Source organism: Nocardiopsis alborubida (genome assembly GCF_012396365.1).
GTDB lineage: Bacteria > Actinomycetota > Actinomycetes > Streptosporangiales > Streptosporangiaceae > Nocardiopsis > Nocardiopsis alborubida.
This window is the reverse complement of record NZ_JAAXPG010000039.1, coordinates 38,074-62,379: the sequence shown is the minus strand read 5'-3', so window position 1 is coordinate 62,379 and position 24,306 is coordinate 38,074. Positions and strand designations below refer to the sequence as shown.

Here is a 24,306-nt window from a genome sequence, read left to right as displayed (position 1 = left end):
CTCCGAACGCACCCGCTTGTAGTGGTTGTACACCGCCACCGACAACGCCTTCTTGGCCTGCTCCTGACCGATCACGTACGAGTCCAGGAACTCGTAGATCTCCCGAGGCTTGGGCAGGGAATCCCAGGTGAGCTCGGTGGCGTCGGCGAGTTCCTCTTCGATGATCTCGTTGCACAGATCAATGCACTCATCGCAGATGTACACGCCGGGGCCGGCGATGAGCTTCTTCACCTGCTTCTGGCTCTTGCCGCAGAACGAGCACTTCAACAGGTCCCCGCCGTCGCCGATGCGTGCCACCCAGCCACTCCTCAAAACTAAGGCCGCCCCGTCGGTGCCGCTCGCGCGGGCAACCGCCCGGAAGTCGAAAATCTTCCGTGACCGTCCACAGCGGTGGTCACGGACGAGGCGATCTGTGTGTCGCTCTCCGTCAGACTAAGCGAAAAACCGGACCGGCTTCACCACCGGGCTCCCCCAGGCGGGTCATGGGCCGGTCCGGCCTGCGCTTCACCTCCGCCGGAACGCCCTGCCCCGAGGCCGCGTTCGCGCGCCCGGTCAGGTCGTCCGGCTGTGCCGCGACCCTGCTTCAGGACTTCAGGGAAGCCTTGCGGTAGGGCAGCACGAAGTCGATGATGCCGTAGTCCTTGGCCTCCTCGGCCGTGAGGATCTTGTCCCGCTCGATGTCCTTGGAGACCTGCTCGACGGAGCGCCCGGTGTGGCGGGCCAGGGTGGTCTCCAGCTGCGTACGGATACGGGTGATCTCGTTCGCCTGGATCTCGATGTCGCTGGCCTGACCGTGCATGCCCTCGGTCGCGGGCTGGTGGATCAGGATGCGGGCGTTGGGCAGCGCGCCGCGCTTGCCCGCCGTCCCGCCCGCGAGCAGGATCGCGGCGGCCGAGGCGGCCTGGCCGATGCACACCGTCTGGATGTCGGGGCGGACGAACTGCATCGTGTCGTAGATCGCCATGAGGGAGGTGAACGAGCCACCCGGCGAGTTGATGTACATCTGGATGTCCCGCTCGGAGTCGAGCTGCTCCAGGGTGATGAGCTGGGCCATCAGGTCGTTGGCCGACGTGTCGTCGATCTGGACGCCGACGAAGATGATCCGCTCCTCGAAGAGCTTGTTGTACGGATTCATCTCCTTGACGCCGTAGGACGTCCGCTCCACGTAGGACGGCAGGACGTAGCGACCCTGGGGGGCCATCGAGGCCGCGCCGCCGATGAGACTGGGGTTGAACTCGGTCATTTCACGCCTTCCACGCACTGCGCCGTTCCTGGGATGAGGTCCGACGGATCAACTCTGGGTTCGGCCCTGGGTCACGTCGAGGGTCCCTTCGAGGACCTCGTCGATGAAGCCGTACTCCTTGGACTCCTGGGCCGTGAACCAGCGGTCGCGGTCGGCGTCCTTCTCGATCTGCTCGACCGTCTGGCCCGTGTGCTCGGAGATCTTCTCGATGAACATCTTCTTCACGTAGAGCAGCTGGTCGGCCAGGATGCGGATGTCGGAGGCGGTACCACCGATACCGCCGGACGGCTGGTGCATCATGACGCGGGTGTGCGGCAGCGCGTAGCGCTTGCCCGGCGCCCCGGCGCACAGGAGCATCTGGCCCATGGACGCGGCCATACCGATACCCACGGTGCGCACGTCGTTGGGGATGTACTGCATGACGTCGTAGATCGCCATGCCCGCGGTCACGGAACCACCGGGCGAGTTGATGTACATGGTGATGTCCCGCTGGCGGTCCTCCGCGGACAGCAGCAGCAGCTCACCCACCAGGCGGTTGGCGATCTCGTCATCGACCTGCTGGCCGAGGAAGACGATTCGCTGGCGCAACAGGCGCTGAGGCGTCTGCTCAAGCAAAGGGGAAATCTGCGTCTCCGACGTACGGGCGTCGAAACGCGGGGACTCTTCAAAGGTCGACGGCACTCTCGTCACCTGCTCCGGAATCGAAACGGTTGCGATACAGCGACACTAACGCCGCGCGGCACCGCGCTCGTCCGGTTCGCGCCCCTGTTCGCTTTGAGCGCAGGGTGGCGCGGTCCCCGTACAGCACGTTCTTCCACAGGCGAACACGACGCGGGCCCCGCCCGACCCTGGGGTCGGACGGGGCCCGTACGCGCGAAACTCGGGACTCCCCGGAGCCTACTTGGCGTCGTCGGCCTTGGCCTCGTCAGCCTTGGCCTCGTCGGCCCCGGCGTCGGCGGTGTCGCTCTCGGCGGCGGCCTCGGCGTCGTCCTCGACGGCCTCCAGGGCCTCACCTGCGGCGACGGCGGCGGCCTTGGCGGCCTCCTCCTCGGCGGTCTCCTGCTCGACGACGTTGCCGTCCTCGTCGGTGATCCGGGCGCCGGCCAGGACCAGGTCCATGGCCTTGCCGCGGACGACCTCGGTGAAGGCGACGCGGATCTGGTTGGACTCGACCAGGTGCTGGGCCAGCTGGTCCGGGCTCACGCCCATGCGCTGGGCCTGCTCGAAGACGTACTGGCTGAGCTCGCCCTGGTCGGCGCTCAGGTCCTCCTGGATGGCCAGCTGGTCGAGGATGAACCCGGCCTTGACCGCGGAGCGGGCGCCGGTGGTCAGCTCCTCGTCGAACTCCTCCTCGGTCTTCTCCTGCGACTCGAGGTAGGCCTCCTTGGTGAGGCCGCTCTGCGCCAGCTGCTGCTCCAGGCTCTGGCGGCGGCGGGTGATCTCCTCCTCGACGACCGCCTCGGGCAGCGGGATGTCGACGGAGTCGATCAGCTGCTCCAGGGCCTTGTCACGGGCGGCGGAGAGCTGCTGGAGGCGGCGGACCTCGCCCATGCGGTTGCGCACGTCCGCGCGCAGCTCGTCGATGGTGTCGAACTCCGAGGCCAGCTGGGCGAACTCGTCGTCCAGCTCGGGCAGCTCCTTGACCTTCACGCTGTGCACGGTGACGGTGACGTCCGCCTCCTGGCCCTCGTGCTCACCGCCGACGAGGGTGGTGGAGAAGGTGGCCTCGCCACCGGACTCCATGCCGCGCAGGGTCTCGTCGAGGCCCTCCAGCATGGTGTTGGTGCCGACCTCGTAGGAGTAGCCGCTGACCGCGACGTCCTCAAGCTTCTCACCGTCGATGGCGGCGGACAGGTCGATGGACAGGTGGTCGCCGTCCTCGACGGGGCGCTCCACACCCACCAGGGTGGAGAAGCGCTCGCGCAGGGTGCCGATCTGCTCGTCGACCTGCTCGTCGGTCACCTCGGCGCTGTCAACGGTGACCTCGATGCCCTTGTAGTCCTCGACCTCGAACTTGGGGCGGACGTCGACCTCGGCCGTGAAGGCGAGCTCGTCGTTGTCCTCCAGCTTGGTGACCTCCACGTCGGGCTGGCCGAGCGCGAAGAGCTCCTCCTTCTGGATGGCTTCGTTGTAGAGCTCCGGAACGGCGTGGTTGACCGCTTCGCTGATCACCGCGCCGCGGCCGACGTAACGGTCGATCAGCCGCGCCGGCGCCTTGCCAGGGCGGAAGCCCTTGATCCGGACCTGCTTGGCGAGCGACTTGTAGGTCACGTCGAAAGCGTGATCGAGTTCCTCGAAGGGCACCTCGATGGTCAGCTTGACCCGGGTGGGGCTCAGCTCCTCGACATCGGTCTTCACGGGGCGGTACTCCTAGGTTTGCCGGCTGGTGTCCGCGTCGGCCCGCAGGCGCACCACACACAACGGCGAAAGGCACGCGCGCACCCCCGGGGTCTTGACGACCGCATCCAGCTGGGGTGCCCTGCGACGGGCTGGGACTTACAGTTTCCTGCTGATCGCACCAAGTCTAGGGCAGATAGACAGGGGGCCACGGCGCGCGGCCGGAGCCGCTGCCACGGTGGTTTCGTCGGGGTGGCGGGATTCGAACCCGCGGCCTCATGCTCCCAAAGCATGCGCGCTAACCAAGCTGCGCTACACCCCGTGTGCCGAACCAAGGATGGCACTCCTGAAAGGGGTGTGCGACCACGGCTCCGGAGACTGTAGTCTTGTCCCCGTCGGCTCCACGAGTCTAGAGGACACTCGAAGTCTCCGGTGCCACGCGGGCGTAGTTCAATGGTAGAACACCAGCCTTCCAAGCTGGCCATGCGAGTTCGATTCTCGTCGCCCGCTCCGCTCGGGGCGAGCCGTGTGTCGAAGACACCGGCTCGCTTCGCCATTCCCCCTGGGGGACGACCCCCGAACCCCCGCACTCCGCCCGGGACGAGCTGCGCACCCGCGCACTCCACCATTTCCCCGGGGGCGGCCCCGCATCCTTCTTACCTCCCCCTCCCCTCCCGTCGTGATTTCGGACGTTTCCGGCATTCAATCGGGTGGATCATCCGGTGAGGTAGCTCACATTTCCGGGCCGCTCCCCCGCCCCGAAGACGGACCGTGTCCGGCCGGTGCGCCCCGAGAAGGAATACCCCTCCCGAACGGGTACGTTGACCTTGCGGGCGAGCCCGCGGGCGCGAACGGATCCGGGCGCCCTCAGGCATGCCGAACGGGTGGTGGAATGACGGACACGGAAGCGACGCAGGGCCCCGGCACCGCGCTGAGCGCCCACTGGTTCGAGCGCCCCGACTCCCTGGTGCGACCGGCGGTCGTCACCGGCGCCTTCGACGTCCTGCACGTCGGACACGTCCGCTTCCTCCGGTCCATCGCCGACCGGGGGCTGCCCCTCGTGGTGGGTGTGGAGTCCGACGCGCGCGTGCACGCCTGGAAGGGCCCGGGACGCCCCGTGAACCCGGCTGGGGAGCGGGCCGAGACCGTGGCCGCCCTGGCCTGCGTCACCGGCTCGTTCGTCATCGAGGGACCGCCCGAGGTCGCCGACTGGGCCTCCTACGCCGAGGTCCTGCGCCCCCTGGCCCCCGCCGCCCTGGCCTACACCGCCGGGGACCGCTACACCCAGGCCAAGATCCGCGGCGCCGCCGCGCTCGGCGCGCAGGCCTGGGAACTGCCCTTCACCCCCGGCCGGTCCACCACCGCGGCTCTGGGTCGCCTCGCCCACTCCCTCTAGTACCGCCGGAACGCCCCCACCCGGCCCGTCACGACGACCGGCGGCTGCGCCCGCCCCCGTACGCGCCCGGGCCCCTCTCCGCGCCCCCACGCGGCCTGGGAAGCGGCGCACACGCACCGGTGTTGACGCTTGCGTGGCGAATAGGCAAGCAGAACGAGGCTGTTCATGACAATGATGTCCGGCAGACCCTCCTACAGGGCCCTGGTCAACGACGGGAGCGCGAAGGGGCAGTCACTGCCCCCCGGAATCACCCGGCGCATCATCTCCTACGCCCGCCCGCACTGGCGGGTGATCCTGTGCTTCCTGCTGGTGACGACGGTCGGCGCCGGGATCGTGGTCGCCAACCCGCTCCTGCTCAAGGCCATCATCGACCGCGGCATCCTGACCGGGAACACCGCGCTGGTGGTGTGGCTGGCGCTCGCCGCGGCGGGGCTGGCGGTGTTGGAGAGCGGGCTGACCCTGCTCGGCAGGTGGCTGTCCTCCCGCATCGGCGAGGGGGTCATCTACCAGCTGCGCACGCAGGTCTTCACCCACGTGCAGCGGATGCCGGTGGCCTTCTTCACCCGTACGCAGACGGGCTCGCTGATCAGCCGCCTGAACACGGACGTGGTGGGCGCGCAGCGGGCGATCACCTCGGTCCTGCAATCGGTGGTGTCCAACCTGGTCAGCGCGACCGCGGTGATCGTGACGATGCTCGCCCTGTCCTGGCAGGTGACGCTGATCGCGCTGGCCCTGGTCCCGCTGTTCGTGGTCCCCGCCAAGGTGATCGGGCGGCGGCTGGCGCACATCTCCCGCGACGCGATGGACACCAACGCGGACATGAGCTCGCTGATGACCGAGCGGTTCAACGTCGGCGGGGCGATGCTGGTCAAGCTGTACGGACGCCCCGAGGAGGAGTCGGCGGGGTTCGCCCGGCGCGCGGGGCGGGTCCGGGACCTGGGCGTGCGCCAGGCGGTGTTCGGCTCGCTGCTGTTCAGCCTGCTCGGCCTGATCACGGCGCTGGCCATGGCGATGGTCTACGGGGTCGGCGGCGTGCTGGCGATCGACGGGGCCTTCGAGGTGGGCACGCTGGTGGCGCTGACCACCCTGCTCGCCCGCCTCTACGGCCCGGTGACGACGCTGTCCAACGTGCACGTGGAGATCATGACCGCGCTGGTCTCCTTCGACCGGGTCTTCGAGGTGCTGGACCTGGAACCGGGCATCAAGGAGAGCCCGGACGCCCGGGACCTGTCCGGAGGACGGCTGGGCGTGGAGTTCGACAACGTGTCGTTCCGCTATCCGGCGGCGAAGGAGTCGTCGGTGGCGTCGCTGGAGCTGACGCCGCAGGCGTCGGTGGACGAGGACACCCAGGTGCTGAGCGGGGTGTCGTTCCGTGCGGAGCCGGGGACGATGGTGGCCCTGGTGGGGCCGTCCGGCGCGGGCAAGACGACGCTGACGCACCTGGTGTCGCGCCTGTACGACCCGACCGAGGGCCGTGTGCTCATGGGCGGGCTGGACCTGCGCGAGGCGACCGGCGACTCGCTGCGCGAGGCGGTCGGCGTGGTCACCCAGGACGCGCAGCTGTTCCACGACACGGTGGGTGCGAACCTGCGGTACGCCCGGCCGGAGGCGACCGACGCCGAACTGGAGGAGGTGCTGCGGATGGCGCGGCTGGGAACCCTCCTGGACCAGCTGCCCAACGGGCTGGACACGATGGTCGGCGACCGCGGGTACCGGTTGTCGGGCGGTGAGAAGCAGCGGCTGGCGATCGCGCGGCTGCTGTTGAAGGCACCGTCGGTGGTGGTGCTGGACGAGGCGACGGCCCACCTGGACTCCGGGTCCGAGGCGGCCGTGCAGGAGGCGCTGTCCGTGGCGCTGGAGGGACGGACCTCGCTGGTGATCGCGCACCGGCTGGCGACGGTGCGCGAGGCGGACCAGATCCTGGTGCTGGAGGACGGCCGGATCCTGGAGCGCGGCACGCACGACGAGCTGCTGGACCAGGGCGGGTTGTACACGGCGCTGTACCGGACCCAGTTCGCGCCGCAGAGCCGTTAGGACCCGTGCCGGGGAACGGCCCGGTGGGACGGTTTCCGGCGCGGCCGGTCGGCCGTCCGCCGGAAGCCTCTCCGGCGCCGGGGCGCGGCGCGGCCGCCGGGGACTCCGCGTCAGTCCTTGCCGGACCTGCCGCCCTTCCCGTCCTTCGTGGACTTCCCCGCCTTGGTCTTCTTGCCGTCCTTCTTGGACTTGCCGTCCTTCTTGGACTTCCTGCCCTTCTTCCCCGCCTTCCCGCCGTCCTCGTCCGGACGGGCGGCGTCCCCGCGCTTCTCCTTTCTGCGTTCCTTCTTGGCCGCCTTGGAGTGCTTGGGCTTCTTGCGCTTCTTCGGCTTCTTGGCGTCCTTGGAGGTCACGTGGTCGGCCAGGACCGCGGGCAGCGGGGCGATGCCGGGCCCGCCCTCGAAGATCCAGTCGTCGACGGCCTCGACCAGCTTGTCCTCGGTGACCTCCCCCAGCCACACCGGGCGGCCTCCGGCGGCCCGCCCCGCCGAGGACGGCTGGACGACCACCACGTTGGCCTGGAAGCAGATACCCAGGCACTTGCTGATGCGAACGGGAACGCTGCGGCCGGAGTGGTCGTCGATGGCCCTGAGGCGGGCGAGCTGGGCCTTGTGGTCCACCCCGGGGACCTTCTTCCTGGTACCGCAGCAGCAGCCCCGGCACACCGTGAGCTGGCAGGGACGTCCTTCGACCGTGTCCACGCCTCTCCCTCCGCGCTCTCGCCGGACCGCAGGAACCGTTAGGTTCGCCTTACCTCATCAGCGTAATCCGTCGTCGGAACCGCCTGACCAGCGGGTACGCCATCGGGCCCGGCCTCCTCCACCGGCACGCCCCCGTGCCCGGGACCGGCGACCACCACGGGGCGCCAGGTCTCGGGCAGCCCCGCTCCGCCGTCGCCGCCGTTCCACCCCGGCGCCCACACGAACGGCAGACCGGCGGCGAACAGGGGGCCCGGGCGGTCCATGAGCTGCATCCGCACCTGGGGTTCGGTGCAGGCGCCGGAGTTCCCGCAGCGGGCCACCGCCTGACCGGCCCGGACGCGGTCGCCCCGGCGGACCTCCAGCGATCCGCGTTCCAGGTGGCCCAGGAGCACGTAGGCGCCGCCCACGTCGATCACGAGGTGGTTGCCGAGCGGTCCCGCCGGACCGCGCAGCTCCCGCAGCGTGTTCTCCACGACCGAGCCGAACAACCAGGGCCAGGAGTTGCGGCTGCGGTGGTCGCGCTGGCGCCCGTGCGCGGTCACCACCGTTCCGTCGGCGGGGGCGTACACGGGCTGGCCGAAGCCCGGGAAGTCGCCCGGCGGGCGGCTGAGCGGCCGCCAGCCGATGTCGGGACGGGCGCCCGCGCCGGGTTCGGCGACCAGGCCGAGCGCGTGGGTCTGCCCGTAGGCGTGGCTGCCCTGGCTCGGCACGTTGTCCACGGGGCTGGTGAGCGCCATCCACCTGCCCCGCACCGGCGGCTCCAGCACCCGGGGCTCGCACCGCACGGTGCCCAGGCGCAGGTACACGACCAGCGCGGCGGCGAACAGCGTGCCGCCCGCCCACCAGGAGAGGCCGAGGTAACCGGCGAGGAGGGCGAGGGTGGCCGCCCACATCAGCGGCATGCGGACCCTGGCGAGCAGCAGCGGCCAGCGGGGGACGGGACGGCCGGAGGGGGCCGGGGAACGGCGCGGGGCGGGTGAGGGCATCCCCCATTGTGGACACCCCGTCCGCCCCGGCCGAAGACGGGTCGCGTTACCTCCGGTTCTCCCCGTCCCCCCGGGTCTCCCCGTCCTGCCCGGTCTCCCCGTCTCTGCGAGCGCGCTTGCGCAGGTACTCCGTCGCGGCTCCGGCGCCCCGGTCGATCCTGTCGTCGTGGGCGCCGCCGGTGGCCTTCTTCGCGGCTCTGGCGGCCTTGCCCACCAGACCCTGGGCCTGTTCGGCGTTGTCGTCGACGGCCTTCTTCAGCCGTTTGAACGCATCTCCGGTACCGGACATGGAATCCTCCCTCGATCCGTCCTGCCCTGTCGCGATACCCGGTTCCCACCCCGTTCATGCCGGTGGGGCGTCCGGTGTCGGCACGGGGGCCGGGTCAGACGCCCAGGACCACGGTGGCGATGGAGAAGTAGATGAGCAGGCCCGTGGCGTCCACGATGGTGGTCACCATCGGCGAGGACACCACCGCCGGGTCCACGCCCACCTTGCGGGCGAACAGCGGCATGGACGAGCCGATGACCGCCGCCCACGTGCACACCGCGATCACCGAGCACGCCACCACCACGGCGACGTCCACGCCCACCAGCAGGGAGCCGATGGCCAGGGCCAGCACGGCCAGGAGGAGTCCCAGCAGCAGGCCGACCCGTGCCTCCTTCCAGATCACCGACGGCAGGTCGCGCACCCGGACCTCGCCGACGGCCAGGGCACGCACGATCGCGGTGGCCGACTGGGCGCCGACGTTGCCACCCGTACCGATGAGCATCGGCACGAACAGGGCCAGGGCGGTGACCGCCTCCAGGGCCGACTCGAAGGCCTGCATCACGTTGACCGTGAGCGTGGCCGCCACGATGAGCAGCATGAGCCACACCGAGCGCGCACCGACCAGGCGCAGCACGCCGACGGACACGTAGTGCTCGCCGACCGGGCTCGCACCGGACTGGAGGGCCATGTCCTCGGAGTCGGCGGCCTCGATGACCTCCAGGGCGTCGTCGAAGGTCAGCAGACCCACGAAGCGCTCCTCGGAGTCCACCACCGCCAGGGCGACCAGGTTGGCCTCCTGCATCAGGCGGGCGGCGTCCTCGACCGGCTCCGTGGCGCGCACGCGCGGCGCGAACACGTCCACGATGTCCTTGATCAGCCGTTCGTCGTCGCTGACCACCAGGTCGCCCAGCGTCACCGTCCCGACCATGCGGCGGCCGTCGCTGACCACCGGCAGGGTGTAGATGGTCTCGGCCTCCGCCCCCCTCGCGCGCACGACCTCCAGGGCGCGGCCCACCGCGAGGTCGCGGTGCAGGATGACCGTCTCGGGGGTCATGTACCGGCCGACGGAGTCCTCGGGGTAGCCCAGCAGGGCGGCGGTCATCCTGCGTTCGGCGGGGCTGAGCCCGGCCAGGGCGCGGGTGGCGATCTTGGCGGGCGCCTCGCCGATGAGACGGGCCCGGTCGTCCGGGTCCATCTCCTCCAGGATCTCGTGGAAGGCCGTGTCGCGCAGTCCCAGCAGGATGGACTGCTGCTGGCCGGGGTCGAGTTCCTCGAAGACCTCCAGCTCGCGGTCCTTGTCCAGGAGCCGGAAGGGGATGATCGCCTCGCCGCCGTCCATGCGGGAGAGTTCGTCGGCGATCTCGTAGGGCCTGTGTTCGGCCAACCAGAGCCGGATACCGGTCAGGTCGTTGTTCTCGACCAGATCGATCAGTTCTTCAGCGCGCTCGCCTTCTGACATGCGAAGCACCCCCTCGCATTCTTCTGCGCCCGGTGGGAAGCACCACGGGCGGCACCGGATCCTGGGAAAAGCGGTGGGCCGGTGGTTCCACGGCCCCGCTCCGGTCCCGTCGTCACTGGTGTGGTGAACCGTGCGTCGAGTGGGTCTCCGGGGGCGGAAAAGGCGGGCACGGTGATCCGGGGACGTGTACGGTCTGACCGCCGTACGCGGGACGGGGAGCACTCCGACCCTACCCGTCGAAGTGCTCCGAGGGCACACCGGACGATCCCGCACCCACCAAAGGACGACCGACGGGCGGGAGGCGGAGCGACCCGAGAACACACCCAACGACCCCGCACCCACCGGAAGACGACCGACGGGCGGCGGGTCAGTCCCGCCAGAGGACGACCAGGGCGCAGTCGTCGTTCTTGTCCTTGCTGAGGGTGTCCACGATCTCGTCCGCTCCGGTGGCGAAACCGCGCGGGACGAGCTGTTCGGCCGCGCCGAGGAGGCGGTCGATCCCGGCGTCGAGGTCCTCGCCCGGGGTCTCGATGAGGCCGTCGGTGCAGAGCATGATGGCGTCACCGGGCCGGAGCCTGCCCTCGACGGAGGTGTAGGTCATCTCGGGGATGACCCCGAGGACCACGCCCTTGGCCTCGGTGGTGCTCCACAGCCCGCCGCCGCTGTCGTAGTGCAGCGCGGGCGGGTGTCCGGCGGAGGCGATCTGGTACTCGCCGGTGTCCAGGTCCACGCTCAGGTGCACGGCGGTGACGAAGCCCTCACCACCGCTGTTGCGCATGAGGTAGTCGTTGCAGTGGGCCAGGAAGTCGCGGGTGGGGACGGCCCCGATCAGGCCGCTGAAGGCGCCGGAGAGCAGCAGGGCCCGGGTCCCGGCGTCCACACCCTTGCCGGAGACGTCCACCACTGCCACGTCCAGCCGGTTCTCCCTGCGGATGGAGACGACGAAGTCACCGCCGAAGGACGAGCCGCCCGCCTGGCGAAGGACCGCGGTGCGCCCCCAGCCCTCGGGCAGCCGGGGCAGCCTGCCCTGGCGGCGCAGGCGGTCGCGCAGGTCCAGCAGCATCATCTCTCCGCTGAGCCCCTGGACGCCGAGGCGCTCGCGCACCCCCGACAGCAGGTAGGACAGCACCGCGGTGACTCCGATGGTGACCAGCAGGCCGGGGCCCACCTGGCCGAAGTCGAGCATGAAGGCGACGAAGACCAGGACGGCGGCGACCACGGCCAGCAGGAAGGCCAGGCTCTTGCGCTTGAGGAGGAGGCCGCCCGCGAGAACGGTGAGGATGGTGGAGCTGGGAGGGAACCAGCCGGTGGGCCCCCACACGGCGCCGACGCCGACGCCGACGGCCAGGGCGACGAGGGTGATCAGGACGAGCCGGTAGCGGAACAGCACCTTGCGCCGGAGCACCGCGACGAGCCGCTGCGCGGTGGAGCGCAGTAGCCGGGTGGTCTTGGCGGTCGGTGTGGGCTTCATGTGTCCCCTGCGTTGCACACCCGCTCACCAGCGGGGGTTCGGTTCTCGGACGGCACGGTCGGATGGGCGCGGGGGCCGCGTCGCCGCCGGGGGCCGGCGTACGGGGCGGTGTGGGGCACGCCCTGGCCGTGGTTGCCGGAGGTGCCGACCGGAGGGCACCGCCGCGCCGCGGGCAGTGAGGCCCGCAACTGTGCACGAACTGTAGCGCGGGGGGTGTCGCCGTGGCACGTGCAACCAGCAGTGTTCTCCGCCCAAACCGAGGATTTGGGTTCAGCCGATAACCGAGCGTGTGGATTCGGGCATCGTCCCGGCGTCCGGAAACCGTTCCGTAAGCCGGGATGTCCACCCCTCTCGGACGCTCCCGCGCGGCCGGGCCCCGCCTGCGGTCACCCGGTCGGGTCCACGCCCCGTCGTCGCGGTCCGGTCCCAGGCTCCCACGGGACGGCGGCGCGGGCCGGGGACTCTCGGCCCCCGGCCCGCGCCGGAGGTCGCTCCGCGCGCACGGACGCCCCCGCACGCGGCCTTCCGGTTCCGCGCGGGAGGCGGTTCGGGCGCCCACGGGGTTCTGGAGGGGCTGGAGGTGGGACTGCAGGCAGGACCGCGCCGTAGGCGTCCGTTGAGGGCGCTGGCCCGCCCCGCCTCGGAGCACCTCCGACGGGCGGTGGCGGGAGACGGGCGGGCCAAAGCGGAGCGGAGGTCCCCGAGAACACCGCTCAGGGGAGCGGGGGGAGCTCGCCGGTCTCCTCGTAGGCCGTCAGCATCGCGATGCGGCGGGTGTGCCGGTCCTCGTCGCTGTACGGAGTGGCGAGGAAGACCTCCACGAACCGGGTGGCCTCCTGCTCGGAGTGCATCCTCGCGCCGAGGCTGAGCACGTTGGCGTCGTTGTGCTCACGCGCCAGGCGGGCGGTGTCCTCACTCCAGGCCAGGGCCGCGCGCACGCCCCTGACCTTGTTCGCGGCGATCTGCTCGCCGTTGCCGGAGCCGCCGATGACGACGCCCAGGGCGCCCTTGTCGGATGCGGCCCCCTCGGCCGCGCGCAGCACGAAGGGCGGGTAGTCGTCCGCGGCGTCGTAGGCGGCGGGCCCGGCGTCGACGACGTCGTGGCCCTGCTCCCTCAGCCAGGAGACGAGGTGTTCTTTGAGCTCGTAGCCCGCATGATCTGATCCAAGGTAAACACGCACGGGTCCAGTCTGGCAGGTCACGGCGGTGACAAGCGCAGCGCCCCGCTCGCTGGGGCGAGACGGGGCGCGGTGGTACTCGTGTCCCTCAGAGGGAGCCGGAGGCCGCAGCGGCGACACTCAGCCCGAGGACGGCGAAGAGGGCCATCGAGCCGATGGCGATCACGTTGTAGAGGACGATCGCCTTGAGGTCCTTACCGATCGGACCTGCCTTGGAGACCGCGGGCTTCTTGCTCAACTTCCACCTCGTTAGGGTTCGACCGGGGATATCCCGTCGGAAATTTTTCCACACCGCACAACGTGGTCCTCACCGGGGCCGATTCCACGCGAGGGGCCGCGGGGACCGTGAGTCCGCGCACACCCGCCGGCGGGCCCGCGGTACCGGATCGTGCGCCGGGCCCCGCGGGGCCCGGCGCACGATCGGCGTCACAGCTGGAGGGCCTTGACCTCGCAGAACTCCTCCAGGCCGTGGGCGCCCCACTCACGGCCGTTGCCGGAGCGCTTGTAGCCGCCGAAGGGTGCGCGCGGGTTGAGGGCGCCGCCGTTGACCTCCACCTGTCCGGCCCGCAGGCGCCGGGCGACGGCCAGTCCCCGCTCGGGGTCGCCGGACCACACTGCGGCGTTGAGCCCGTACACGGTGTCGTTGGCGATGGCGACCGCCTCCTCCTCCGTGTCGTAGGGGATCAGGACCAGCACCGGGCCGAAGATCTCCTCCTGGGCGATGCGCATGCCGTTGCTCACGTCGGCGAAGACCGTCGGGCTGACGTAGTAGCCGTTCGCGCGGCCCTCGACCGGTTCGGGGCCGCCGGTGACCAGGCGGGCGCCCTCCTCCACGCCGAGCGCGAGGTAGGAGCGGACCCGCTCCAGCTGGTCGGCGGAGACCAGCGGGCCCATGCGGGTGGCCTCGTCCCCGGGGTCGCCGGGCGCGTACTTGGAGGCGGACTCGGCGGCCAGGGCGACCGCCTCCTCGTAGGAGTCGCGGTGCACCAGCATGCGGGTGAGCGCGTTGCAGCTCTGCCCGGTGTTGCGCATGACGTCCGCGACGCCGCGCTTGACCGCCTTGGTCAGGTCGGCGCCGGGCAGGATGACGTTGGGGGACTTGCCTCCCAGTTCCAGGGCGAGCTTCTTGACGGTCTCCGCGGCGACCTGGCTGACCCGGGTCCCGGCGCGCGTGGAGCCGGTGAAGGACACCATGTCCACGCGGGGGTGCGCGGCGATGGCCTCACCGACGACCGGGCCGGTGCCCGACACCAGGTTGAACACGCCCGCGGGCAGGCCCGCCTCGTGGAACACCTCGGTGAGGGCGTAGGCGCTGAGCGGGGCGACCTCGCTGGGTTTGAGGACGACGGTGTTGCCCGCCAGGAGGGCGGGGACGACCTTGAGCACGATCTGGTGGAGCGGGTAGTTCCACGGGGTGATGGCGCCGACCACGCCGACGGGCTCGCGCACGATGAGCGAGTTGCCCACCCTCTCGCCGCCGAAGTAGCGCTCGCCGCTCTCCTCGACCAGGTCGATGTAGGTCTGGAACATGAGGGCGGGCAGGCCCGCCTGGACCTTGCGGGCGAACACCACGGGGGCACCCATGTCCCGGGTGAGCACCGCGGCGATGTCGTCGATGCGGGCGTTGAACAGCTCCAGGGCCTTGGCCAGGTGGGTGACGCGCTGCCCTGGCGTGAGGGCGGACCAGGCGGGGAGGGCCGCCGCTGCCGCCGCGACCGCGGCGTCGACGTCCTCGGCCGCCCCGGCCGGAACGGTGTCGATGACCTGCTCGGTCGCCGGGTTGACCACGTCCAGTGCCTCACGGGAGGCGGAGTCGCGCCAGGCGCCGTCGATGTAGAGGGATCGCATGGCCCCACTGTCGCAGAACGGGATTCGGGTTGACCAGCCCGGGACGCCGGGCCGGTGCTTTCCCCGATGCCGGGATCCCGGCGGCCTCCCGCCCCGCCCGCCGGGGTCCCGGGTCGGTGGCGGTGCGAGGGCTCCGGGTCAGCTCCGCGCGGGGGCGCCGGGGCCGACCGTCGGGTCGGCAGCGCGCCCGGTCAGTCCCAGTGCGGGGGGCGCTCGGAGAGGAGGCGCGCGGTGGAGTCGTCGTCGGAGTCGCCCCAGCCGGGGCCCCTCTCGTCGCCGGTGGTGTCGGGCAGGATGTCGAGGTCGTCGAGGAAGTCGACCCTGCGCTCGTCGTCGGGTCCGGACACGGCCCCCGCTCCCTTCGCGTTCGTCGCGGCGGGCCCCTGCCCGCCGCCGGTGTTCGTCTCCAGTGTGCACCCGTCCCGGCGCGCCGCGGCTGTCCGCCCCGCCGGGCCGGGGCCGCGGACCCCGGCCCGGCGGGGCAGGGGTCAGTCGAAGACGGGATTCCGGGTGCGGGTCCGCTTGAGCTCGAAGAACCCGTCGGTCCCGGCGACCAGGAGCACGCCGTCCCAGAGCTTCCCGGCCGCCTCGCCGCGCGGGATCGGCGTGACGACCGGCCCGAAGAAGGCGGTGTCGGCGACCTGGACGACGGGGGTGCCCACGTCCTCGCCGACCAGCTTCATCGCCTCGGCGTGCGAGGCGCGCAGGGCCTCGTCGTACTCGGTGGACGCACCCGCCCCGACCAGGTCCTCGGGCAGCCCGACCTCGGTCAGCGCCGCGCGGACCGTGTCCGTGGTGCGCGGCTCGCCGCCGTTGTGGAAGCGGGTGCCCAGGGCCGCGTACAGGCCGCCCAGGACCCCGGGGCCGAAGCGCTGCTCGGCCGCGACGCACACCCGCACCGCCCCCCAGGACCTGTCGATGCTCTCACGGTAGTCCTCGGGCAGGTCGCGTCCCTCGTTGAGCACGCCCAGGCTCATCACGTGCCAGCGCACGCGGACCGGCCGGACCTTCTCCACCTCGACGAGCCAGCGCGAGGTGATCCAGGCCCACGGGCACGCGGGGTCGAACCACATGTCCGCGTGGACGGTCTCCTGCCCGTCGCCGGAGCCGGGGGTCTGCGTCATAGCTGCTCCTCCAAACACGAAAAAAGGTGTGCACACTTCAGACCTTAGGAGTGCAACCCCGGTTATCGGTTGCGCATTCCGTCCCGGCGCGTGGCAGGATCGAGGCGAGAAGACGACCTCCGGCCCCGACGACGCTCCACCCAGGCGGCGGACTCGCCGTGGTCGGCAACGATCCGGCCGGCGACGACGGCCGTGGAGGGAGCGTGGCGTGGCAGGGAACCTGACACGGGACGAGGCTCGCGAGCGGGCGCGGATTCTCAGCGTCGACTCCTACGCCGTGGAGCTGGACCTGACCACCGGTGCCGAGACCTTCAGGTCCACCACCGTGATCCGGTTCTCCAGCTCGGAGCCCGGGGCGAGGACGTTCGTCGAGTTGGCCGCCCCCGCGATCCGCACGGCGACGCTCAACGGCGCCGAACTGGACGCGGCCGAGCTGTTCGACGGCGAGCGACTCGTCCTCCCCGAGGTGGCCGCGGACAACGAGCTGACGGTCGTCGCCGACGCCGCGTACATGCGCACCGGCGAGGGCCTGCACCGGTTCGTGGACCCGGTCGACGACTCGGTGTACCTGTACACCCAGTTCGAGACGGCCGACGCGCACCGCATGTTCGCGTGCTTCGACCAGCCCGACCTCAAGGCGACCTTCGAGCTGACGGTGTTCGCTCCCCCCTCGTGGGAGGTCGTGTCCAACAGCGCGCCCGACGTGGAGCGCGAGGCCGCAGGCGAGGAGCGGGTGCGCTGGCACTTCCCGGCCACGCCGGTGATGTCCACCTACATCACCGCGCTGATCGCGGGCCCCTACCACGTGGTGCGCGACGAGCACGACGGCATCCCGCTGGGCCTGTACTGCCGCGCCTCGCTGGCCGAGCACCTGGACTCCGACGCCCTGTTCGAGGTCACCAAGCAGGGCTTCGACTTCTTCCACGGCCTGTTCGACCTGCGCTACCCGTTCGGCAAGTACGACCAGCTGTTCGTGCCCGAGTTCAACGCGGGCGCCATGGAGAACGCGGGCGCGGTCACGTTCCTGGAGGACTACGTCTTCCGCTCGCGGGTCACCGACGCCCGCTACGAGCGCCGCGCCGAGACGATCCTGCACGAGATGGCGCACATGTGGTTCGGCGACCTGGTCACCATGCGCTGGTGGGACGACCTGTGGCTGAACGAGTCGTTCGCGACCTACGCCAGCGTGTACTGCCAGGCCAACGCCACCAAGTGGACCGACGCCTGGACGACGTTCGCGAACGTGGAGAAGAGCTGGGCGCTGCGCCAGGACCAGCTGCCCTCCACCCACCCGGTCGCCGCCGACATGGTCGACATCCAGGCGGTCGAGGTCAACTTCGACGGCATCACCTACGCCAAGGGCGCCTCGGTGCTCAAGCAGCTCGCGGCGTACGTGGGCGTGGACGCGTTCTTCGCGGGCGTGCGCGCCTACTTCAAGGAGAACGCGTTCGGCAACACCGAGCTGCGGGACCTGCTCAAGCACCTGGAGGCCGCCTCGGGCCGCGACCTGTCGGGCTGGTCGCGCGACTGGCTGGAGACCACGGGCGTCAACACGATGCGCCCGGAGTTCGAGGTGGATGCCGAGGGCCGCTTCACCTCGTTCACCGTGCTCCAGGAGGCCCCGGCCGACCACCCGACGCTGCGTTCGCACCGTCTGGCGATCGGCCTGTACGACCGCACCGACGAGGGCGTCGTGCGCCGTGAGCGCGTGGAGCTGGACGTGCGCGGAGAGCGCACCGAGGTGCCGGAGCTGGTCGGCCGGGTCCGGCCGGACCTGGTCCTGATCAACGACGACGACCTGACCTTCACCAAGGTCCGCCTGGACGAGCGTTCCCTGCGCACCGTGGTGGAGGGCGTCGGCGAGATCCGCGAGTCCCTGCCCCGCGCGCTGGCCTTCGGCGCCGCCTGGGACATGACCCGCGACGGCGAGATGGCCGCCCGCGACTACGTCTCCCTGGTCATCTCCGGGATCAGCGGCGTGAACGACGTCATGGTCGCCCAGACCCTGCTGCGCCAGGCCAACTCGGCGCTGCACATGTACGCCGACCCGGCGTGGCGCCCGTTCGGCTTCGAGCAGCTCTCCGAGCGGCTGCGCGAGCTGCTGACCGCGGCCGAGCCGGGTGGCGACCTCCAGCTGGCCTACGCCAACGCGCTGGCCGCCTCGGCGGCGAGCGACGCCCACCTGTCCCTGGTCCGGGGCCTGCTGGACGGCGCGATCACCGTGGACGGGCTGGTCGTGGACACCGACCTGCGGTGGACGCTGCTGCGCCGCCTGGTCGCGACGGGCAAGGCCGGGGAGGCGGAGATCGCCGCCGAGCTGGAGCGCGACGCCACTGCGACCGGACAGCGCAACGCCGCCGGGGCCCGGGCCGCGATCCCCACCGCCGAGGCCAAGGCCGCGGCGTGGGAGCGGATCGTGGGCGAGGAGCTGGCCAACGCCGAGTTCCGCGCGGTCCTGCTGGGCTTCACCGAGCCGGGCCAGGCCGAGCTGTACCGGCCGTACGCGGAGAGGTACTTCGCGCAGCTGGGCCCGGCCTGGGAGAAGTGGACGGGCGAGTTCGCGCAGACCTTCGCCGAGGTGGTGTACCCGAGCGGTCTGGTGGAGGAGGCGACGCTGGAGCGCACGGACGCCTACATCGCCGAGTCCGACCCGGCCCCGGCGCTTCGGCGCCTGCTGGTCGAGGGCCGCGCGGGAGTGGAGCGGGCCCTGCGCGCCCGGGCCACCGACATCGCCGCGGGAGAGCGCCAGAAGTAGGGCGGGGAAGCGGCGCGCCCGCCCCGCCGTCGCAGGCGGGGCGGGCGCGTCCGTGTGTTCGGCTCCGGCCGTGCGGGCCGCTCCCGGGTGAGGGTCGGGGACCGCCCCGCGGGCGTCCGTCGGAGGCGCCTGCCCCGGCGACCGGTTCCGGGACCGAAAGGGCGCACCGGACCAGTCGTCCCTCACCGCAGGTCAGGATCCCTCATGTCACACCGGCAACGGTTCCGGGCTCGCTAGGGGGTGCGGTCACGGCCGCCGACCGGTCCGAGGGTGCGGCGGATGCGCGCCACCATGCGCGGGTCGGCGAGGAGCTCGTCCACCAGGACCGGCTCGCCCTCTCCGCTGGTGAGCGGGATGCGCCAGTTCGGGTACTCGTCGCTGGTGCCGGGCTGGTTCTGCATGCGCCGCTCCCCCACCACGTCGGTGAGCGCGACCCCGATCATGCGGGCGGGGGTGGCCACCAGGTAGGCGTGCATGGCCGCCACCACGGCGGCCGGGTCGGCCACCGGGTCGACGTCGTCGTCGAGCAGGCCCAGCTCCACCAGGAGCTCGCGCCAGCGCTCCACCCTGGACTCCGCGTCGGCGCGCTCCTCCTCCACGGGGCGGCCGAGCAGCCCCAGCCGGCCGCGCAGCTCCACGTGCTCGGTGGACAGGAACGACGCCACCGGCGGCAGGTCGTGGGTGGCGACCGTGGCCAGGCAGTCGGTGCGCCACTCCCCCGGCGGGCGCGGGCGTCCGTCGGCGTCCTGCTCGAACCACAGCACGGAGGTGCCCAGGACCCCGCGGTCGGCGAGGTGCCCGCGCGCCCACGGCTCCACGGTACCCAGGTCCTCCCCGACCACGACGGCGTCCGCCCGGTGGGCGGCCAGGGCGAGCGTGCCCACCATGCCCTCGTGGTCGAACCTGACGTAGGCGCCCTCGGCCGCGGAGGCGCCCTCGGGCACGCACCAGAGCCGGAACATGCCCATGACGTGGTCGATGCGGACCCCGCCCGCGTAGCGGAACGCCTGGGCGAGGATCTGGCGGAACGGTTCGTAGCCGCGCTCGGCCAGGTGCCGGGGGTGCCAGGGGGGCTGGCCCCAGTCCTGCCCCTGCTGGTTGAACTCGTCCGGGGGCGCCCCCACGTGCAGTCCGGGCACGAGCGCGTCCCCGTACATCCACGCGTCCGCGCCTCCCGCCTGCACGCCGATCGCCAGGTCGTGCACGATACCGACGGCCATCCCGCCGGTCTCGGCGGTGGTCTGCGCCTGGGAGAGCTGTTCGTCGAGGATCCACTGGAGCCAGCGGTGGAACTCCACGGCGGGCCACCTGCGCAGGGCCTCCTCACCGACGGCGCGGCTGTGGACCCCGCGCAGCCCGTGCGGCCAGGCCCGGTAGTCGGTGCCGTGCTGCTCGGCCAGGGCCGACCAGGTGGCGAACTCGACCAGCGGTCGGCCCTCGCGTTCGAGGTAGGCGCGCAGGGACGCCTCGCGGCCGGGGGCGCGGGGCGCCTCGAAGAGCACCTCCAGGGCGGTGCGCTTGGCCCTCCACACGGAGTCGCGGTCGAGGAGGTCGGCGGTGCGGCCGCGTTCGCGCAGCGGCCGGGCCAGGCGCTGGATGCCCTCGCGCTGGGCGGGGTCGAGCCGGGCGTACTCGGGCACGTCCTCGATGCGGATGTAGAGGGGGCTGGCGTAGCGGCGGCTCACCGGGAGGTAGGGCGAGGGCTCCACCGGGGGCAGCGGTTCGGTGGCGTGCACCGGGTTGATCAGGGTGAAGTCGGCGCCCAGGTCGCGCGCGCTCCAGTCGGTGAGCTCGGCGAGGTCGCGCAGGTCGCCGGTGCCCCAGGAGGCGCGGGAGCGCACGCTGTAGACCTGCGCCATGATCCCCCACAGGCGCGGGTTGTCCCTGAGCGCGCTGGGTTCGATGCGGTCGGGGGCCACGAGCAGGGGCGCGGTGCGCTCGGCGGCGCCGTCGGTGACGCGCAGGGTGTGCACGCCCAGCGGCAGTCCGGGGCCGAAGGGCAGCAGGGAGCCGCCGGAGGTCTCGACGACGCTGTGCGCCCCCTCGGGGAGCACGAGGTCGGGCGCCTTGCCCTCGCGGACGACCACCGCGGGCGGCAGCGGGCCCGGGGCCGTCCCGGGGACCGGGGCCGCCGGGTCCACGCCCAGGGCGGCCAGGACATGGCGAATGGTGTCGGGACTGACCGGAACCCTGCGCCCCCGCCAGTCCTCGTAGGTCGTCGCGACTCCGTGCTGCTCTGCCAACCGTGCCAGCTGAACGTCCCTCACAGAATCCGATCATGCCCTACCAGGGGCTCCGTACACCGGAGGCCGTTCCGGCGTGGGACCAGAACGTGTCCGGGGTGCGGGCCGATAACGGCTCCCCGCGCGGCGCCTCCGGACTGTCCAGCACGTACAAAGGGGCGCTCTGCACAGGCCGTCAAATCGATCGCCGTGTGTCCTGGACATCTGCATAATCGGGGTGTGCTCGCGAACTACCGGCGGCTCTTCGCCGTCCCCCACGTCCTGCCCCTGCTGGCCTGGTCCCTGGCCGCGCGCTTCTACATGCCGGGGCTGATGATCGCGGTCACCTTCCTGGTGGAGGGGTGGACCGGCTCCTACACACTGGCCGGGCTGGTCGCGGGCACCTTCACCCTGGGCATGGCGCTGGTGGGGCCGCTGCGCGGGCGGATGGCCGACCGGGGCGGCACCGACCGGCTGGTGCTGGTGTGCGGCGTGGTGTTCAGCGCGGGTCTGCTGGGCCTGGTCCTTCTCCCCGCGCAGCTGTGGTGGCTCTCGCTCCCGCTCGCGTTGGGCACCGGAGTGTTCGGCTCCCCGGCGAACCAGATCGTGCGGGCGCTGTGGCCGCGGCTGACGCGCGGTCCCGAACGGCAGGCGATCTACGCGGCCGAGGCGACCACCCAGGAGCTGCTCTTCGTCTTCTCCCCGATCATGACCGCTGGCGTGGTGGCCTTCGCCGGCGCGCGCTGGGCGCTGGTGCTGCTGTCGGTGGTGGCGCTGCTCGGCTCGGTCGGGTTCGCGCTCGGGCTGCGGCGGGCCGGGGTGACCGGTCCCGCGCTGGTCGAGGAGGGAGCCGGGGAGGAGCCGCGGGGTCCCCGCCGGAGCCTGCTGCGCAGCCCGGCACTGGTGGCGCTGTTCCTCATGTGTCTGCTGATGGTCAGCGGGATCATGGGCGTGGACCTGGTGATCGTGGCGTGGGCCAACGAGCTCGGCGCCCCGCAGTACGTGATGGTGCTGGCCTCGGTGTGGGCGCTGGGGTCGCTGGTGGGCGGGGCGATCGCGGGCGCGCTGCGCGGCCGCCCCCACCTGGTTCGCCGCTGCTTCGGCTCGGCGCTGGGCGTGGCGGTGCTGGTGCCGTTCGTGCCGCCGGTCGCGCAGCTGCCGACGCCCCTGCTGATCACACCGCTGCTGTTCCTGTCCGGTATGGCGCTGGCGCCGACCCTGGCCGCGGTCATGGGCCGTCTGGGCGACCTGGCCCCCGCGCGTCGGCGGGCCGAGGCCTTCGGGTGGATGTCCACGGCGCTGGGCGTGGGCGGGGCGGTGGCCGGTCCGCTGTCCGGCGGCCTGATCGACCTCATGGGGATCGCGGGCGGCATGCTGGGGGCCGCGCTGCTGGTGCTGGTGTCGGCGCTGCTGAGCCTGTTCGTGCCCGAGCCACGCCCCGAGGCCGACGAGGGGTCGGGCGGCCCCGCCGTCGAGGACGTCGGGAGCGTGCTGGAGGCTCCGCCGGTGCACGGCGCGGCGGCGGGCGCCGAGGCGGCCGCCGCGCCCGACGAGTCCCGTTAGCGGACCGGCCAGAAACGTTGCTGGTGTGTCATGGGAGTGCTGACCTGCGTTGGCGGAGGGGACGGGCCCGTGCCGGTCAGCCGACGCGGACCCGCGCGGCGCGGTGGGCCCACGGGCGCGCGCGTTCGAGCTGCGCGGACAGCGACAGCAGTGTGCCCTCGCCTCCCATGCGGCCGGTGAGCATGACGCCGATCGGCAACCCCTCGGGCGACCAGTGCAGGGGGACGCTGACCGAGGGCTGGCCCGAGACGTTGTAGACCGAGGTGAACGGCGCGAACGCGGTCATCCGCCGGAACTCCTCCTCGGGACCGTCGCCGGTGAAGTGCCCCAACGGGACCGGGGGCGCGGCCAGCACGGGCGAGAGCACCGCGTCGAGGGGCTCGGTCGCGGCGACGAGGGAGCGGACGCCGCGCTGGAGGCGGGCGCAGGCGGCGATGTAGTCGGGGACGGGCGTGGCGCGGGCCCTCCCGCGCAGCAACCGGTTGAGGGGGCTCAGCTCGGCCTCTCGGGCGGGGGCGACCGGTGTGGCCGAGGCCATCGCCGCCCAGACCACCCCGAAGTCCGCCATGAAGGAGCCGCCGAAGTGGGCGTCCCCGGGGGCGGGGACCTCCTCCACCTCGTGTCCCAGGTCGGTCAGGAGACGGACGGCCTCCTCGTGCGCGGCCAGGACGTGGGGGTGCACGGGGATCCCCGCGGAGCCGGTGGTGGCGTGGCAGCCGATGCGCAGGCGTCCGGGTTCGCGGTCCACGTGGTCGGCGAACGTCTCGCCCGGCGGCAGGGGCGGGGCGGTGAAGTGGTCACCCGGTCCGGAGAAGGCCATGGCGTCCAGGAGGAGGGCGGCGTCGCGGACGCCGCGGGTGAGTGGTCCGGCGGTGGACAGGCCCGCGAGGTCGGGCTTGAGCGGCGCGCCGGAGATCCGGCCGCGGGTGGGTTTGAGACCGAAGAGCCCGCACGCGCTGGCGGGAATGCGGATCGAGCCGCCGCCGTCGCTGCCCTGGGCCGCGGGGGCGAGTCCGGCGGCGACGGCCGCCGCGGCGCCTCCGCTGGAGCCGCCCGGGGACAGGTCGGTGTTCCAGGGGTTGCGGGAGGGCGGGGCGACGGCGTTCTCGGTGTAGCAGCTCGACCCGAACTCGGGGGTGTTGGTCTTTCCCGGCAGGACCGCGCCCGCGGCGCGCAGCCGGGCGACCATGCCGGAGTCGGTCGGGGCGACGGCGTCACGGAAGACCGGCGAGCCCTGGGTCATGCGGACCCCGGCGACCGGGTCGAGGTCCTTGACGGGTACGGGGAGCCCGAGGAGGGGCGGTAAGGCGTCCGGCGTGTCGGCCATCACCCGGTTCTGCGCGTAACGGGCTTGTTCGAGCGCCTTTTCCGGGGTGACCGTAATGTACGCACCGACGAGGTGGTCGTACCTCTCGATCCGGTCCAGGAAGTGCTCAGTGATCTCAGTAGGCGACAGCTCACGACTGCGGACCATCGCGAGGAGGCGGTGGGCCGGAAGGTCATGGATCTGGGTCATGGCGAGTCAGATTAGCGGGCACACCGCAGGGCACCACGGGAAGGAGGACCCGACTTCTCCAGAGAGACTGACCGAAAGGTAAGCATTCCCTGTCCTGAGGCGGCTGACACGCTTGCACGCCAAGGAACAGGGGATAGAAAAGTGTGAGAAGTAATGCACTAGGACTCGGATATGGATCGAACTAACCTGTCCGACGTGAAATCGG

Annotated in this window: 20 protein-coding genes and 2 tRNA genes; 5 read left to right on the top strand and 17 right to left on the bottom strand. The window is 71.8% G+C overall.

Translation table 11 applies throughout. The annotated features are described in order from the left end of the window. The 5 genes from HGB44_RS28580 to HGB44_RS28560 form a co-directional block, all read right to left on the bottom strand. The coding region (locus HGB44_RS28580) for a ClpX C4-type zinc finger protein (protein WP_312038756.1) at window positions 1-297 on the bottom strand (297 nt) is incomplete at its 3' end. 286 nt (window positions 298-583) lie between these two features. Next, window positions 584-1,243: an ATP-dependent Clp protease proteolytic subunit gene (locus HGB44_RS28575; RefSeq protein ID WP_017566009.1), complete on the bottom strand. Its 660-nt coding sequence runs from the start codon at window positions 1,241-1,243 to the stop codon at window positions 584-586. A gap of 48 nt (window positions 1,244-1,291) precedes the next feature. Continuing rightward, window positions 1,292-1,924, bottom strand: coding sequence for a ClpP family protease (locus HGB44_RS28570; protein WP_082768643.1), 633 nt, complete (start codon window positions 1,922-1,924; stop codon window positions 1,292-1,294). 216 nt (window positions 1,925-2,140) lie between these two features. Further along, window positions 2,141-3,601: a trigger factor gene (gene tig, locus HGB44_RS28565; protein ID WP_061083550.1), complete on the bottom strand. Its 1,461-nt coding sequence runs from the start codon at window positions 3,599-3,601 to the stop codon at window positions 2,141-2,143. 226 nt (window positions 3,602-3,827) lie between these two features. Further along, window positions 3,828-3,902 (bottom strand) — tRNA-Pro (locus HGB44_RS28560). Window positions 3,903-4,019: 117 nt separating this feature from the next. Here HGB44_RS28560 and HGB44_RS28555 point away from each other — a divergent pair. From HGB44_RS28555 to HGB44_RS28545, 3 genes are all read left to right on the top strand, one after another. After that, window positions 4,020-4,090: transfer RNA gene (locus tag HGB44_RS28555), tRNA-Gly, on the top strand. A gap of 382 nt (window positions 4,091-4,472) precedes the next feature. Next, window positions 4,473-4,976 (top strand): adenylyltransferase/cytidyltransferase family protein, encoded by a 504-nt coding sequence (locus HGB44_RS28550; RefSeq protein ID WP_061083549.1) that lies wholly within the window; start codon window positions 4,473-4,475, stop codon window positions 4,974-4,976. A gap of 171 nt (window positions 4,977-5,147) precedes the next feature. Next, on the top strand, window positions 5,148-7,010 hold the full coding sequence (locus HGB44_RS28545) for an ABC transporter ATP-binding protein (RefSeq protein ID WP_061083548.1): 1,863 nt from the start codon (window positions 5,148-5,150) through the stop codon (window positions 7,008-7,010). A gap of 110 nt (window positions 7,011-7,120) precedes the next feature. Here HGB44_RS28545 and HGB44_RS28540 read toward each other — a convergent pair whose 3' ends face one another. From HGB44_RS28540 to HGB44_RS28495, 10 genes are all read right to left on the bottom strand, one after another. Further along, a complete protein-coding gene (locus HGB44_RS28540; protein WP_061083547.1) occupies window positions 7,121-7,711 on the bottom strand; it encodes a hypothetical protein in 591 nt (196 codons plus the stop codon). A gap of 38 nt (window positions 7,712-7,749) precedes the next feature. After that, window positions 7,750-8,697 carry a M23 family metallopeptidase gene (locus tag HGB44_RS28535; RefSeq protein ID WP_061083546.1) on the bottom strand — a complete coding sequence of 316 codons (948 nt, stop codon included), beginning with the start codon at window positions 8,695-8,697 and terminating at the stop codon, window positions 7,750-7,752. Window positions 8,698-8,743: 46 nt separating this feature from the next. Further along, window positions 8,744-8,986, bottom strand: coding sequence for an Rv0909 family putative TA system antitoxin (locus HGB44_RS28530; protein ID WP_061083545.1), 243 nt, complete (start codon window positions 8,984-8,986; stop codon window positions 8,744-8,746). A 94-nt stretch (window positions 8,987-9,080) separates the two neighbouring features. Then, a complete protein-coding gene (gene mgtE / locus HGB44_RS28525) occupies window positions 9,081-10,424 on the bottom strand; it encodes a magnesium transporter (protein WP_061083544.1) in 1,344 nt (447 codons plus the stop codon). A gap of 367 nt (window positions 10,425-10,791) precedes the next feature. Continuing rightward, complete coding sequence (locus HGB44_RS28520; RefSeq protein ID WP_061083543.1) at window positions 10,792-11,895, bottom strand: PP2C family protein-serine/threonine phosphatase; 1,104 nt, start codon at window positions 11,893-11,895, stop codon at window positions 10,792-10,794. A gap of 713 nt (window positions 11,896-12,608) precedes the next feature. Beyond that, window positions 12,609-13,076 carry a ribose-5-phosphate isomerase gene (locus tag HGB44_RS28515; protein ID WP_061083542.1) on the bottom strand — a complete coding sequence of 156 codons (468 nt, stop codon included), beginning with the start codon at window positions 13,074-13,076 and terminating at the stop codon, window positions 12,609-12,611. Window positions 13,077-13,161: 85 nt separating this feature from the next. Then, the gene (locus tag HGB44_RS28510) at window positions 13,162-13,311 is read right to left on the bottom strand and encodes a hypothetical protein (RefSeq protein ID WP_168444188.1); all 150 of its coding nucleotides are present in this window, start codon (window positions 13,309-13,311) and stop codon (window positions 13,162-13,164) included. 188 nt (window positions 13,312-13,499) lie between these two features. Next, window positions 13,500-14,921 carry an aldehyde dehydrogenase family protein gene (locus HGB44_RS28505; RefSeq protein ID WP_061083541.1) on the bottom strand — a complete coding sequence of 474 codons (1,422 nt, stop codon included), beginning with the start codon at window positions 14,919-14,921 and terminating at the stop codon, window positions 13,500-13,502. 191 nt (window positions 14,922-15,112) lie between these two features. Then, a complete protein-coding gene (locus tag HGB44_RS28500) occupies window positions 15,113-15,268 on the bottom strand; it encodes a hypothetical protein (protein WP_168444187.1) in 156 nt (51 codons plus the stop codon). Window positions 15,269-15,409: 141 nt separating this feature from the next. Then, window positions 15,410-16,045, bottom strand: a complete 636-nt coding sequence (locus tag HGB44_RS28495) for a mycothiol-dependent nitroreductase Rv2466c family protein (protein WP_061083620.1) — start codon at window positions 16,043-16,045, stop codon at window positions 15,410-15,412. 208 nt (window positions 16,046-16,253) lie between these two features. Between HGB44_RS28495 and pepN the strand changes: the two genes are divergently transcribed. Continuing rightward, entirely contained in the window at window positions 16,254-18,800 is a 2,547-nt protein-coding gene (gene pepN / locus HGB44_RS28490) for an aminopeptidase N (RefSeq protein ID WP_061083619.1), read from the top strand. 233 nt (window positions 18,801-19,033) lie between these two features. Here the strand turns inward: pepN and malQ are convergent, their stop codons facing one another. Then, the gene (malQ, locus tag HGB44_RS28485; protein ID WP_061083618.1) at window positions 19,034-21,067 is read right to left on the bottom strand and encodes a 4-alpha-glucanotransferase; all 2,034 of its coding nucleotides are present in this window, start codon (window positions 21,065-21,067) and stop codon (window positions 19,034-19,036) included. Window positions 21,068-21,262: 195 nt separating this feature from the next. Here malQ and HGB44_RS28480 point away from each other — a divergent pair, with 195 nt between their 5' ends. Further along, window positions 21,263-22,585, top strand: coding sequence for an MFS transporter (locus HGB44_RS28480; protein ID WP_061083617.1), 1,323 nt, complete (start codon window positions 21,263-21,265; stop codon window positions 22,583-22,585). A gap of 76 nt (window positions 22,586-22,661) precedes the next feature. Here the strand turns inward: HGB44_RS28480 and HGB44_RS28475 are convergent, their stop codons facing one another. Continuing rightward, window positions 22,662-24,101, bottom strand: coding sequence for an amidase (locus tag HGB44_RS28475; RefSeq protein WP_061083616.1), 1,440 nt, complete (start codon window positions 24,099-24,101; stop codon window positions 22,662-22,664). Between the last annotated feature and the right edge of the window lie 205 nt (window positions 24,102-24,306).